Raw genomic sequence first — 14,130 nt, 5'->3', positions numbered from 1 at the left:
AACAAATTTAATTTTCTAAAGAATATGTTTTTGAGCTTTATATGAAGAACGTACTAACGGACCGCTTTCTACATGACGGAAACCTAATTCTAGTCCGAATTGTTCGTATTTTGCAAATTGCTCCGGAGTAATAAATTCCTTTACAGGCAAGTGTTTTTTGCTAGGTTGCAGGTATTGTCCGATGGTAACCACATCAACATTTGCTTGACGCAAATCTCTTAATGTTTGGAACACTTCCTCTTCAGATTCACCCAAACCAAGCATAATTCCCGATTTAGTTCTGTTGATTCCCTTTTCTTTTAGGTATCTTAAAACTTCCATACTACGATCGTATTTTGCTTGAATACGAACCTCACGCGTTAATCGACGAACGGTTTCTATATTATGGGATACCACTTCAGGATTGGCTTCAACAATTCGATCAATATTTCTTTCAATTCCTTGAAAATCAGGAATCAATGTTTCTAATGTAGTTGAGGGATTCATTCTACGAATCGCTTTTATAGTTTCAATCCAAATAATTGATCCGCCATCTTTTAAATCGTCTCTGTCAACGCTTGTAATAACAGCATGTTTTATATTCATTATTTTTATTGAACGAGCAACTTTTTCAGGTTCATCCCAATCTACCGTTTCTGGTCTACCAGTTTTAACTCCACAAAATCCACAAGAACGCGTACAAATATTTCCAAGAATCATAAAAGTAGCCGTTCCTTCGCCCCAACATTCACCCATGTTTGGGCAACTACCTGAAGTGCAAATGGTGTTTAGTTTGTATTTATCAACTAAACCTCGAAGTTCGGTATATTTTTGACCAATTGGTAATTTTACTTTTAGCCATTTTGGCTTTCCTGTAGGAAGTACATTTTCTAAAACAGATTCCATAATCGGGATTTTATGGTGCAAATATACGGAAAGTAGTAATTAAAAAAACGGTTTTTGACTCGTAATTCGTTAATAAATTACTAATCAAAAACCGAATTTTTAACATCAATATAAAAGTCTTATTATTCTAATCTTACAGTTATAGGCAAGTAGTAGGAAGTTCGAACCGCATGACCACCAACTATTCCTGGTGTCCACTTTGTTTTTAGTGATTTTAGTACTCGAACTGCTTCTTTTCCTAGTCCATAACCAGGATCTCGAGTTACTTTGATATTTGACATCGTTCCGTCTTCTTCAATTATAAAAGCTACGTAAACACTAATTGTTTGCTCTCCTTCAATTTCAGGTTTCTCAAAATTATTACCTACATAGGAATAAAACTTATTAATTCCACCTGGAAACTCTGGAAGTTTGTCTAAGTTATTTGTGGTAACAGGTTCATCAGTTTTTGTTGTACTTGCATTTATTGAACCGCCTGTGTTCACAGGTATTTCATTTATAGTTCCTGTGGATGAACCAGTATCTAGTGGAGCTGTTTTCCCAATGTCTTTTGTTTTATTTACGTCATCAATAGGCTCGTATCTTACAATTGTTGGATTAATTAAATCTTTTTTAGAATTAATTATTTCAGGTTTTTTCTTTTCAATTGGTGCAACTGCTTTTTTCGGTTCTTCAATTTTTTTATGATCAAATTTCACAAGATGTACATCAGGATACACGATTGGCTTTTCCTTAATTACCTCTTTTGTATTAAATGAACTTAGTAAAAATGCTATACCAGAAATTGAAATAATAAATAATAATCCGAAAAAGAAGGCTGTAATGGTTGTTTCAGAGTCGTTTTTTCTCAATTGATAAGCGCCATATTCTTTATTTTTTCCTTCGAAAACTAGGTTAGTCCACCCGTTTTCATAAATACTAACTTTAGACATAATTTTGAGTTTTAATGGTTAGGTAGTATTACATCATAATATTGGCTTTTACCTTATAACGATAAATGCCAATATGATATTGTTAAAAACCAGGTTTATTTTGAATTATAAATTTATCCTTTAGTTTGGATAATTTCAGCAAGTAATTTTTTAGCTCTAAGAATTTTTACTTTTACGTTGCTTAATGGCTCATCTAGTTGATTTGCAATTTCTTGGTAACTTAATTCTTGAAAATAACGCAACTGAATTACTTCTTGATAATGAGGTTTTAATTCTTTAATATATTGTAACAATTGAGATAAATTTTGTTCGGTAATCAATTTATCTTCTGCTGAAGGAGTTGAATCAGCAACATTATAAGCACGATAATCTTCATTATCGGTAATTTCAATAAAAAACGAAGCTTTTTTCTTACGCAAAATATCGATGTAGACATTTTTTGCAATAGCAATTAACCAAGTATTAAATTGAAATTCAGAGTTGTAAGTAGCTATTTTATCAAATGCTTTTGAGAAAGTTTCAATAGTGATGTCTTCGGCATCTGCCTCGTTTTCGGTTCGCTTAAGCATAAATCCGTAGACTTCATTCCAATAAAAATCCAATAGAAAAGTGAAGGCAACTTGATCGCCTAATTTTGCTTTTTCAATGGTGTTATTTATTTCCAATGTACTGGTTTTGAGAAACTGTTGGATACAAATATATTCATTTGGGTGAATAAAAATGCAATCTCAATAATTGGGTACCAATACATTACATCTTTTTCCTTCAATTTCCCCGCTGAAAATCCTAGAACAATCCAAGTAAATAAGTATCTAAAACCGATTAAACTCAAAACAATTATCCATTGGTATTGAAAAGCTAGAAGTACTATTGGAACAATAAAAAACAAAATTTGCGATATAAAAAATACCGAAAGTTGAATTCTGTCAAAAGGTTTGTAGAAAGAAGCTGTGGCAACATGACGTTGTTTTAAAGCTTTCCAATCGGCGTAATTAGTTTTTGGTGCGCAATAAGTAAAACTATCTGCGGCATAGCAACATGTTGTATTGGTGCCTTTACTCGCTTGGTTAACAAATAAATCATCGTCGCCAGATCGTATTTTCATGTGATCAATAAAGCCATTAACTTTAAAAAACTCGTCTTTTTTATAAGCTAAATTTCTTCCAACTCCCATGTAAGGACGACCGATTTTTGCCCAAGAAAAATATTGAGTTGCATTAAGTAATGAATCGAAACGTATTATTTTATTTAAAAAGGAACCTTTCACTTTTTCATATCCGCCGTAACCCAAAACAAAGGTTTTGTGTAATGTAAACTGAGAACTCATTAATGTGATCCAATCTTTTGAAGTTGGGTAGCAATCGGCATCTGTAAAAAGTAAATAGTCTTTTGTTGCCGCTTTGATTCCTAGGGTTAAAGCGAATTTCTTATTGCCCCAAAAAGCTTCGTTATTGACCACTTTTACCACTTTTACATTTGAATATTGTTTTTCAAATTCTTCAAAAATATCAAGAGTTGCATCGCTAGAAGCATCGTCAATTAATATAATTTCAAAGTCAGGGTAACTTTGTTCAGCCAATAAAGGAATGAACTTAACCACATTTTCCTCTTCATTTTTAGCACAAACGATTACAGAAATTGGAATTCTTTTTGGAGTTATTTTTTGATTTTTTGCAAAAGAAAATTTAGAAAATACGATGGTATAATAAAAAAGTTGCACCGCAACAATAACAATAAAAATGTAAAATAACGTGATTAACATATCTGATTTTCCTCTTTTTTTGATGTGTGCAAAGGTATGAATTCAAATAGGATTTTCAAACACTGATTTAGCATTTAAAATAAAAAAAATCGAATAAATTTAAATTAAATAATGTTTACTTCAGCTTCAATGTGGATTCCAAATTTTAGAAAAATGGTTTCTTGAATTTCTATTGATACATTTACTATTTCTTGTCCAGTGGCATTACCATAATTTACAAGAACTAAAGCTTGGTTTTTATGAATACCAGCATCGCCAAATCGTTTTCCTTTAAATCCTGCTTGTTCAATTAGCCATCCAGCTGGAACTTTTACTTCTGTTTCTGAAATTTCGTAATATTTCATTTCAGGAAATTTTTTATGAATTGGTTCAAAATCAGTTTTCAATACAATTGGATTTTTAAAGAAACTTCCGCTATTTCCAAGCACCTTTGGATCGGGTAATTTACTTTGACGAATTGTAATTACTGCATTACTTACATCTTTCAAAGTAGGGGTTTTGATATTTAATTTATCTAATTCAGCAGTTATATCTCCATAGGAAATATTTATTTTGTGATTGCGTTTTGTCAATTTGAAAATCACAGAAGTGATGATGTATTGGTCTTTAACTTCATTCTTGAAAATACTTTCACGATAGCCAAAATGACATTCTGCATTGCTGAAACTCCTCATTTCCATTGAGTCAATTTTCATTGCTGAACAAGAAACGAAGGTATCTTTAATCTCAGTTCCATAAGCCCCGATATTTTGAACTGGAGTAGTTCCTACATTTCCTGGGATCAACGACATGTTTTCGAGACCACCAAAATTTTTGTCAATTGTCCACATAACAAACTCATGCCAATTTTCACCTGCTTGACTTTCTACCCATACGAAATCATCATTTTCCTCAACTATTTTTTTTCCTTTTAAATCAATATGGATTACCAAAGCATCAATATCTTTTGTTAATAGCATGTTGCTTCCACCACCTAAAATAAACTTCTTTTTTGATTTATTTTCAGTTAATACTGTTTCTAGTTCCTCAATCGAATGAACTGCGACAAATTCTTTTGCATTGGCTTCTATGCCAAAAGTATTGTAGTTTCTTAAAGAAAAATGATTTTGAATTTCCATTTTTATAACATTAATAGTATAGAGCAAAGGTACTTTAAACCAATTTAAATTTATATTATTTTATTCTGTAAATAACCCCCGATTTAAAAACTCTAAAAGTGGTTTCAAAAGAATTAATTTAGCTGAGGTATCCTTGACAAAAGTAGGTTTTGTTACTTCAGAATCATCAAATTTATGAATAGAAACGAAACTTTTAAGTTTTAAAAATTCAATTGCTGGATGGTCTTTTTCAAAATCTTTAGGTCCGTTTTTTAAGGAATTGGTTTCGGTAATATTCAAACCTGAATAAACTTTTTTGAATTTTGGATCCCCTAAAATAGCTTCCAAATCCTCATAAAAGAAGGCGATTTCTTTTCGGATTTTTCTTAAATCTTCATTTTCTGGGCCATACATTCCCCCGGCAAAAAAACAATTTCCTTTTTCAATATGAATGTAGTAACCCGGACCATTGTTATTCCCATGGTTAGTATTCATCCAAATTCCCATGTGGGTTTTATAAGGATCTTTATTTTTTGAAAAACGTATGTCTCGATTGATTCTAAAAGTGCAGTTCTTAACTTCTAAAAGTTCCAAACTGGCATCTTGTGGCTTCAAAATTTCTAAAAAACTTTGAATTAATGATTGGTATTCTTTTTTGTATTCTTCGTATCGCTTTTTGTTGTCTAAAAACCAATCTCTATTGTTATTGGATTTTAAATCTTCAAGAAATTGTAATGATTTATTTGAAAGCATGATTTATTGTAATTTTTTTGTCAAATCTTCTTCACTAATAAAACCCGAATGTTTCCATAAAATTTTATTGTCTTTATAAATAAATAAAGTTGGAAGTTCTTCAATTTTTAATTGAGAAATTAGCGTTTTATTTTCATCAGCGTTCAACCTTACAATGGTCACTTTATCGGCCATTTCTTTTTGCATTTTAATTAAGAAAGGAGTCATTTTCTTGCAAGGAGCGCACCATTCAGCATAAAAATCAATAAGAACAATTTTATCAGTATTTAATAGTTCGTTGTATTCTTGGCTACACATTCCAATTATTTTATCACTTGGAACAGACAATCCAGCGGCATTCCACTTCATAATTCCACCTTGTAATTCATATATTTTAGTGAATCCCAATTCTGATAACTTTTCTGCAGCTTTTTTACTTCTTCCGCCACTCATACAATAAACAAATATTGGTTTTGACTTGTCGTATTTTCCAATTTTTCCATCAAAATTATCGCCGTTCCAATCGATGTTTATAGCGTTATCAATATGCTGACCGGCAAATTCTTCAGGAGAACGAACGTCAATAATTGCAGCTTGAGGAGTAGTTTTAATTTTTTCAGCAAAATTCACTGCTGCAATTGATTCATAGTTGGCATTCGTTTGTCCGTTGCAACTTGTGAATAGAAATCCGATAAATAGTAAATTGATAAAGGCTTTTTTCATATTAGTAATTTTGATTAAAGTAAAGAAAATTTATAATTATGGGTTTTACAATAATTATAAGTTAAATATTTTATAGCTCTGATGGGTTGATTTTATTATTGTTTCTGTTCGTTCTGGATGAGTATCTGAAATGAATAGCTGTCCGAAATCTGAATTATTGACCATTTCTATTATTTTTCCAACACGAGTTTCGTCTAACTTATCGAAAATATCATCAAATAACAAAATAGGATTTTCACCTGAATTCTTTTTCACAAATTCAAATTGTGCCAATTTCAAAGCGATTAGAAATGATTTTTGCTGGCCTTGTGATCCGAATTTTTTTATTGGATAATGATCAATTTCAAATGACAAATCGTCTTTATGAATTCCAGCACTTGTATATTGTAAAACCCTGTCTTTATTGATGCTTTCTTGTAATAGTTGTAACAAATCTTTCTCAAACAATTGACTTTCATAGACCAATTGCACCGTTTCAGCAGAACCAGTAATCGTTTGATGGTGTTTGTTGAAAATGGGAACGAAATCGGCTAAAAATCCTTTTCTTTTTTCAAAAATTATTTTACCCAATTCATCCAATTGTTGATTGTAAATTGATAAAGTGTCTGTTTCAAAAACCTGATTTAATGCAAAATATTTTAACAATGCATTACGCTGACTTAGTGTTTTTTGGTATTGAATTAACTGATTTAAATAGGTAGAATCCAATTGAGAAATTACAGTATCCACGAATTTTCTTCTAGTTTCACTGCCTTCCACAATCAAATCTCTATCGGCTGGAGAAATAATTACTAATGGGATAAATCCAATATGTTCTGAAAATTTATCGTATTGCTTTCCGTTGCGTTTTAGAATTTTTTTCTGCCCTTTTTTTAAACTACAAATTACGATTTCGGATCTTTCATTTTTCTCAAATTCGCCTTCAATTACAAAAAACTCTTCTCCATGTTTTATATTTTGAACAGCCAACGGATTGAAATAACTTTTTCCATGGGACAAATGAAAAATAGCATCTAAAACATTGGTTTTGCCAATACCATTTTTACCAACAAAACAATTTATTTTGTTGTCAAAATCGAAATTGACTTCCGAAAAATTTTTATAATTGAATAAAGAAATTTTTTTAAGATACATTCTGTAAAAAGGGTAGAATAGGAGAGATTTTAATTTCTAATTTTGTTTTTATAATACTGGTGCAAATTATTGAAAATTATCGATAAATCCACATTTTTATCAATTTGAATTCTAAATATTTTTCTATTTTGATTAAAAGCATCTCCTTATCTAAAAAATGTTACTTTTATTTGAATTTAAACGCATTTTTTTTATGACAGTTTGAATAAAAATTTTATTTTTGCCACTCACTAATTTAAATTATAATGGCAACGTACAATAAAAGAGGCTATAAAACCCCAAAAGAAAAAGTTGAAAAAGACACTCCAGTTGAAAATATAACTATTGATGAAAAAGACAGCACTACTGCTGGCGTATTCAATTCATTAGATCAAACCGCTTCAAAAACTGAAGAATTTATTGCTAAAAATCAAAAAGTAATTTTCGGAGTTGTAGCTGTAATAGCATTAGTTACCGTAGGTTATGTTTTATTTCAAAAATTTGTTGCAGAACCTAAAGAAGAAAATGCAGCTAGCGAAATGTTTTTGGCACAACAAAATTTCCAAAAAGCAACTGAAGGAACCAAAAGCGATTCTTTATATAACCTTGCACTTAAGGGTTCGGAAGGAAAATTTGGATTCATCGATATCGCTTCAAAATATGAAGGAACTGATGCAGGGAATTTAGCTAATTACTATGCAGGTATGGCTTATTTGAACACTGGTAAATACGATGAAGCTATTTCTTACTTAGAAAAATTCAAATCGGAAGATATGGTTTTGAGTACACTTGCCATTGGTGCAATTGGAGACGCTCATGCTCAAAAAAACCAACCAAAAGTAGCTTTGGAATTTTATGTAAAAGCATTTGAAAGTAATAAAAATGATTTTACGACGCCACGTTTTCTTTTAAAAGCTGGACAAACAGCTTTAGGATTAAACAATAAAGCGGATGCGTTAAAATATTTCACTGAAATTAAAGAAAAATATGAAGCAACTCCAGAAGCTGCTAACATTGATGCTTTAATTGGTTTATCTCAATAAGAGTTTTAGATTTCTGATTTCAGAATTCGGATTCTAAAATCTAAATAAGATGGCTACAGCAAATAAAAATTTATCAAATTACGATAAGAATACAATCCCAAGCGCGAAATATTTTCGGTTTGGGATTGTTGTTTCTGAATGGAACCCAGCAATAACTGAAGGATTATATTCTGGCGCAGAAGCAGCTTTGTTAGATTGTGGCGCGCTTAAAGAAAATATTGTTCGTTGGGATGTTCCTGGAAGTTTCGAGCTGGTTTATGGTGCTAAGAAAATGATTGAGACGGAGAAATTAGATGCTGTTATCGTAATTGGTTGTGTAATTAAAGGCGAAACAATGCACTTCGAATTTGTTTGCGAAGGCGTAACACAAGGAGTTAAAGATCTCAATATTAAATATGATGTTCCTGTAATTTTTTGTTTGTTGACCGATAATAACGAGCAACAGTCTATTGATAGAAGTGGAGGAATTCATGGAAATAAAGGAACTGAAGCCGCGATTGCTGCTTTAAAAATGGCCCATCTAAGAAGGCAAGCCCTTTTGAAATAAAAAATATAAATTTTATTATACAATTTAACAAAACCTCTACTTTTTAGAGGTTTTATTTTTTTAATTTTGGTATGAAAGCCAACAGAAATTAGTTAAATTTGTGCATTCACGAATAACCCTAAACAACAATTTATTTTAATGTCGAGTATAATTCAATTGCTTCCGGATCACGTTGCCAATCAAATTGCGGCAGGAGAAGTTGTTCAAAGACCCGCTTCGGTAGTCAAAGAATTGCTAGAAAATGCAGTTGATGCAAAAGCAACCGACATTAAATTGATTATTAAAGACGCTGGAAAATCGCTAGTTCAAGTTATTGATAACGGACAAGGAATGAGTGTTACAGATGCTCGCTTGTGTTTTGAAAGACATGCAACTTCTAAAATTCGTCAAGCTGAAGATTTATTTTCATTACACACTAAAGGTTTTCGCGGAGAAGCTTTAGCTTCTATTGCGGCGATTGCTCATGTAGAAATGAAAACCAAACAAGATCAAGAAGAGTTAGGAACTCATATTGTGATAGAGGGAAGTAAATTTGTTTCACAAGATTTGGCTGTTTTGCCAAAAGGCACTTCGTTTTCGGTAAAGAATTTATTTTTCAATATTCCTGCACGACGTAATTTTCTGAAATCCGAAACGGTTGAACACCGACATATTATTGATGAATTTCAAAGAGTGGCATTGGCACACCCAAATATACATTTTACTTATTTTCATAACGGTAGTGAATTGTTCAATTTACCACAATCAAATTCTAGACAACGAATTGTAAATATTTTTTCTGGTAAGACCAATGAAAAACTCGTTCCTGTAAATGAAGAAACTGAAATTGTTACCATTCAGGGATTTGTAAGTAAGCCAGAATTTGCCAAAAAAAATAGGGGAGAACAGTTTTTCTTTGTAAACGATCGGTTCATAAAAAGCGGTTACCTACATCACGCAGTTATGGCAGCATACGAAGGATTGCTTAAAGACAGCAACCAACCGAGTTATTATTTATACCTAAATGTTCCTCCGAATACTATTGATATTAATATTCATCCTACAAAAACTGAAATTAAATTTGATGATGAACATGCACTCTATGCCATATTAAGATCGTCAATTAAACACAGTTTAGGTCAATTTAATGTTGCTCCAGTTTTAGATTTTGATAGAGATTCAAATTTAGATACCCCCTATAATTATAAAGATCTAGAGGCAGCAACACCTACAATTCAAATAGACGGTAATTTCAATCCCTTTTTGGATGCTACACCAAACAAACATTTTACTTCTCCTAGAAAAACGGAAAATACCGCAAATTGGGAGAGTTTGTACGTTGGTTTAAAGCACGATACAGATGAAATTAGCAATGTAGAGTTTGAAAGTGATGAGGTTACCGGATCATTATTTAATGAAAATGAAATTGAGCAGGCGACAAATAAGATGTACCAAATTCATAAAAAGTATATTGTGAATCCTATAAAATCCGGGATGGTAATTATAGATCAGAATCGTGCTCATCAAAGGGTTTTGTACGAGCAATTTCTTACCAATATGACGGTTCATCAAGCTTCGAGCCAACAATTATTATTTCCATTAAATTTATTTTTCTCCAAAAGTGAGATGAAATTAATTTCAGAATTGCAACTTTCATTGGTCAATACAGGCTTCGTTTTTGACGCAAGTAATGAAGACCATTTGGTTATTACAGGTTTGCCTGTAAATGTTACAGAAAATGAAGTTTCAAGTGTGTTAGAACAATTATTGAGTGATTTAAGTGATGGAATTCCCGAGTCTAGTTTTAGTCAAAATGATAGTATTGCAAAATCAATGTCGAAGAGTTTAGCAGTTAAAACGGGTGCCTATCTGACAGAAAAAGAACAAGAAAATCTTGTAAATGGTCTTTTTGCTTGTAAAGACCCTAATGTTTCCCCATTTCAAAAACCAACTTTCATCACGATGCGTGTGGAAGATATTGATAAAAAATTCACATTATGAGAAATGTAACAGAGGTAGTTAAGCAACTAATTATCATTAATATTTTGTTTTTTATAGGAACCCAATTTCTTGGAGATGTCGCCTATAAATATTTGTCATTATATTATCCAGAAAATCCAGATTTTAATTATTGGCAGCCATTAACACACATGTTCATGCATGGAAATGTAATGCATATTTTCTTTAATATGTTTGCTTTATTCTCATTTGGTTCTACCTTGGAACAAATGTGGGGTTCAAAAAAATTCCTATTTTTCTATATCTCTTGTGGGTTAGGCGCTGCTTTGGTTCATATTATCTCAAACTACTATTTTTTCCATGAAGGATTGAATGCATTGGTTGCAAATGGAATTCCAAAAGAGGAAATATTAAAAATAATGGGTGAGGGAAAATACGATTCAAGATGGACAGAATTGCTCTCGAAATCTAATTTTGAGAGTTTTACATCCGCTTTTGTAACTCCTGCAGTTGGTGCTTCTGGAGCAATTTATGGAGTCTTAGTTGCGTTTGCTTTTATGTTTCCAAATGCTGAATTGGCATTGATGTTTATACCAATTCCAATAAAAGCTAAGTATTTTGTACCTGTAATTGTAGGTTTAGATTTGTTTTCTGGAGTTACAGGTTTTTCAGTTTTTGGTGGCGGAATTGCTCATTTTGCACACGTAGGAGGCGCTTTATTTGGATTTTTAATGGTTTGGTATTGGAAAAAAAATCAATTTAATGCCAATCGGTGGAATTAATACTTTAGTAAATGAGTATACTTGAGGATTTAAAATTGCAATTTAAAATAGGTGATGTACTTACAAAATTACTATTTTGGAACATCGCTTTTTTTGCTTTTCCAAGTATTGTATTCGGAGTTTTACCTCTATTTAAGGTCAATATTGACTACTTATATTATGTTAGTTTGTCATCAAATCCTAGTGATTTACTTTTGAAACCATGGTCTATATTTTCTTATGCATTTTGTCATTCTTCTATTTTACATATTCTGTTTAATTTAATTATGTTGAATTTTGCAGGTAGATTATTTCTTATCTTTTTTAACCAAAAGCAATTATTGAGTTTGTATTTTGTGGGTTCACTATTCGCAGGAATTGTATTTCTACTTAGTTATATGTTTTTTCCTGCTCTAGCAAATGTGAATACTGCTTTGGTTGGAGCTTCTGCCTCTGTTATGGCACTATTATTTGCAACGGTTTCGTATTCACCATTAATGAAAATTCGTTTATTGCTATTTGGGAATGTAAAATTATGGCATATTGCTTTGGTACTAATTGTCATAGATTTGTTTCAGTTACCAATGGAAAACACAGGAGGACATTTGGCACATATAGGTGGTGCTTTTTTTGGTTATATTTACATTCAATTATTAAAAAAGGGTACCGATGTTTGTAATTGGTTCACTTTAATAATAGATGCTTTTTCATCTATATTTGTAAAAAGAAATTCAAAACCATTTAAAAAAGTACATCGAACTTACAAGGCTCCAGTAGAAAAGAGAACTTCTAAAATTGTAACAAAAGATAAAGTACAACAACAAATAGACGAAATATTAGACAAAATCACTCAATCAGGATATGATAGTTTGTCATCAGATGAAAAAGAATTTCTGTTTAAGGCAGGTAAACAATAGGATTTATTTTTAATGAAGAAGCTTTCTTGGATAAATAAAATAATGTTTGTTGTTAATATAGTTTTGGCTGTATTGACTTTCGTTGCTTATGTTTTACCTTTTTTAGCACCAAAGTTATTTCCGATTTTATCTGCGCTAACATTAATACTCCCGTTATTTTTAATTCTTAATGGACTTTTCTTTATTTATTGGGGAATCCAAGTCAAAAGGCAAATTCTTTTACCTGCAATTGTATTATTATTAGGAATAACCTTTATTAATAAATTCTACAAATTTGCTTCAACCGACTTGCCTAAATCAGATAAAGATTTTGTGGTAATGAGTTACAATGTTCGTCTGTTTAATTTATTTAAATGGCTTAATGACGATAATGTTCCTGCCGAAATTCGTAATTTTATAAATGAACAAAATCCTGACATTCTTTGTATTCAAGAGTTTTCTACTGCTGCTAAATTAGATTTGAAAATATATCCTTATCAATATGTTTTTATGCAAGGCGAGAAGATTAAAACGGGACAAGCTATTTTTTCAAAATATCCAATTATTGATCAAGGAAATTTGGTTTTTCCAAACTCCAATAACAACGCTATTTTTGCTGATATTAAGAAAGGGAAAGACATTATCAGAGTTTATAATATGCACTTACAATCCATTAAAATTTCACCTGATGTAAATGAAATATCCGAGAATATAGATGGAATTAACCAAGATAAATCTCAACTTTTAATTATTCGAATTAGTAAAGCATTCAAAAAACAACAACAACAAGCCGAGATTCTGATGAACCACAAAAAGAATTGTGAGTATCCAATTATCATTTGTGGCGACATGAACAATAGCGCCTATTCTTACGTTTATAGAAGTATAAAAGGGTCGTTGAATGATTGTTTTGAAGAAGCGGGTTCTGGTTTTGGTCAAACCTATAATTTCAAATATTATCCAGCCCGTATCGATTATATTTTTGCCGATAAGGTGATGAAAGTTAAAAATTTCACGAGTTTCCCTGAGTTCATTAATTCAGATCACAGCCCAGTTTTAACTCGATTAGAAATGGATTAATTAAAGAGTTTGTTCTTTTAAATAATCTAATGCAAAACGTCCTTCATTAAAAAGTAAATCCAAAACACTTAAATTATTTATAAAGCCGTGTTTTTCTCCAAAAACTTGGGTGTAGGGAGTAAAATTGGCAACTTCTTTTTTTCCATTTGCTAAAAAGCGAAAATCCAAACTATCGCTTACTTCATGAAAATATTCTGTTGTTTTTTCATATTCTAATTTCATATTCAAGCATTTCGAAACAATTTCAATAGTTTCAAAATTCAAATCCATTAGGAAAGTGTGTTTTTTTGTAAATATAGGAAGTAAAGCATCTTCAAAATATTCGAAAAAAGGAGAAGTTCTATAGGCAGCTTCAAGAGATTTAAAATGTTGTTTTTGCCAATCGAAAGCCGTTTCAAGTTTAACCTCTTTAGTTTTTTGATGTTTTTCTCTACTATGTTTAATGGGTATGTTTAGCATCTGAATTCCATTCGGACTGTAAATATAAGTTCGATTTCGATTCGTTTGCTTTTGAAAATTATCTTCTACTTCAAATAACAAAGAATCAGCATTGGCTATGGCCGAAAAATTACTAATTGAGGGGAAATAAGTTGGAAGTAATAAAGAGGACATTTGTTAATT

At 31.3% G+C, this 14,130-nt stretch carries 15 protein-coding genes; 6 read left to right on the top strand and 9 right to left on the bottom strand.

What is annotated here, in order from left to right; all coding sequences use genetic code 11:
* Positions 1–15 precede the first annotated feature (15 nt).
* The 8 genes from lipA to recF form a co-directional block, all read right to left on the bottom strand.
* Complete coding sequence (lipA, locus tag AC9UFV_RS06340; RefSeq protein ID WP_509565504.1) at positions 16–885, bottom strand: lipoyl synthase; 870 nt, start codon at positions 883–885, stop codon at positions 16–18.
* 122 nt (positions 886–1,007) lie between these two features.
* Positions 1,008–1,817, bottom strand: a complete 810-nt coding sequence (locus AC9UFV_RS06335; protein ID WP_509573968.1) for an energy transducer TonB — start codon at positions 1,815–1,817, stop codon at positions 1,008–1,010.
* 113 nt (positions 1,818–1,930) lie between these two features.
* Complete coding sequence (locus tag AC9UFV_RS06330; RefSeq protein ID WP_509573965.1) at positions 1,931–2,482, bottom strand: RNA polymerase sigma factor; 552 nt, start codon at positions 2,480–2,482, stop codon at positions 1,931–1,933.
* Complete coding sequence (locus AC9UFV_RS06325; RefSeq protein ID WP_509573962.1) at positions 2,473–3,579, bottom strand: glycosyltransferase; 1,107 nt, start codon at positions 3,577–3,579, stop codon at positions 2,473–2,475. The genes AC9UFV_RS06330 and AC9UFV_RS06325 overlap by 10 nt, the downstream gene beginning before the upstream one ends.
* A gap of 104 nt (positions 3,580–3,683) precedes the next feature.
* Entirely contained in the window at positions 3,684–4,697 is a 1,014-nt protein-coding gene (gene murB / locus AC9UFV_RS06320; RefSeq protein ID WP_509573960.1) for a UDP-N-acetylmuramate dehydrogenase, read from the bottom strand.
* Between the two features lie 60 nt (positions 4,698–4,757).
* Entirely contained in the window at positions 4,758–5,429 is a 672-nt protein-coding gene (locus AC9UFV_RS06315; protein ID WP_509573958.1) for a DUF2461 domain-containing protein, read from the bottom strand.
* A 3-nt stretch (positions 5,430–5,432) separates the two neighbouring features.
* Positions 5,433–6,131 carry a thioredoxin domain-containing protein gene (locus tag AC9UFV_RS06310; RefSeq protein ID WP_509573956.1) on the bottom strand — a complete coding sequence of 233 codons (699 nt, stop codon included), beginning with the start codon at positions 6,129–6,131 and terminating at the stop codon, positions 5,433–5,435.
* A 54-nt stretch (positions 6,132–6,185) separates the two neighbouring features.
* Positions 6,186–7,265: a DNA replication/repair protein RecF gene (recF, locus tag AC9UFV_RS06305; protein WP_509573954.1), complete on the bottom strand. Its 1,080-nt coding sequence runs from the start codon at positions 7,263–7,265 to the stop codon at positions 6,186–6,188.
* A gap of 245 nt (positions 7,266–7,510) precedes the next feature.
* Between recF and AC9UFV_RS06300 the strand changes: the two genes are divergently transcribed.
* The 6 genes from AC9UFV_RS06300 to AC9UFV_RS06275 all read left to right on the top strand — a co-directional run bounded on the left by AC9UFV_RS06300 (position 7,511) and on the right by AC9UFV_RS06275 (position 13,509).
* On the top strand, positions 7,511–8,287 hold the full coding sequence (locus AC9UFV_RS06300) for a hypothetical protein (protein ID WP_509573952.1): 777 nt from the start codon (positions 7,511–7,513) through the stop codon (positions 8,285–8,287).
* A 49-nt stretch (positions 8,288–8,336) separates the two neighbouring features.
* Positions 8,337–8,834, top strand: coding sequence for a 6,7-dimethyl-8-ribityllumazine synthase (ribH, locus tag AC9UFV_RS06295; protein WP_509573950.1), 498 nt, complete (start codon positions 8,337–8,339; stop codon positions 8,832–8,834).
* 138 nt (positions 8,835–8,972) lie between these two features.
* Complete coding sequence (gene mutL, locus AC9UFV_RS06290) at positions 8,973–10,814, top strand: DNA mismatch repair endonuclease MutL (RefSeq protein ID WP_509573948.1); 1,842 nt, start codon at positions 8,973–8,975, stop codon at positions 10,812–10,814.
* Entirely contained in the window at positions 10,811–11,554 is a 744-nt protein-coding gene (locus tag AC9UFV_RS06285; protein ID WP_509573946.1) for a rhomboid family intramembrane serine protease, read from the top strand. The genes mutL and AC9UFV_RS06285 overlap by 4 nt, the downstream gene beginning before the upstream one ends.
* A gap of 11 nt (positions 11,555–11,565) precedes the next feature.
* Complete coding sequence (locus tag AC9UFV_RS06280) at positions 11,566–12,450, top strand: rhomboid family intramembrane serine protease (RefSeq protein ID WP_509573944.1); 885 nt, start codon at positions 11,566–11,568, stop codon at positions 12,448–12,450.
* Positions 12,451–12,462: 12 nt separating this feature from the next.
* The gene (locus tag AC9UFV_RS06275; RefSeq protein WP_509573942.1) at positions 12,463–13,509 is read left to right on the top strand and encodes an endonuclease/exonuclease/phosphatase family protein; all 1,047 of its coding nucleotides are present in this window, start codon (positions 12,463–12,465) and stop codon (positions 13,507–13,509) included.
* Here AC9UFV_RS06275 and AC9UFV_RS06270 read toward each other — a convergent pair whose 3' ends face one another.
* Entirely contained in the window at positions 13,510–14,121 is a 612-nt protein-coding gene (locus tag AC9UFV_RS06270; protein WP_509573940.1) for a WbqC family protein, read from the bottom strand.
* Positions 14,122–14,130 lie beyond the last annotated feature (9 nt).

The sequence above is a fragment of the Flavobacterium sp. genome (assembly GCF_044349645.1).
GTDB lineage: Bacteria > Bacteroidota > Bacteroidia > Flavobacteriales > Flavobacteriaceae > Flavobacterium.
The sequence above is the reverse complement of the archived record's forward strand: the minus strand, read 5'-3'. Positions and strand labels throughout refer to the sequence as shown.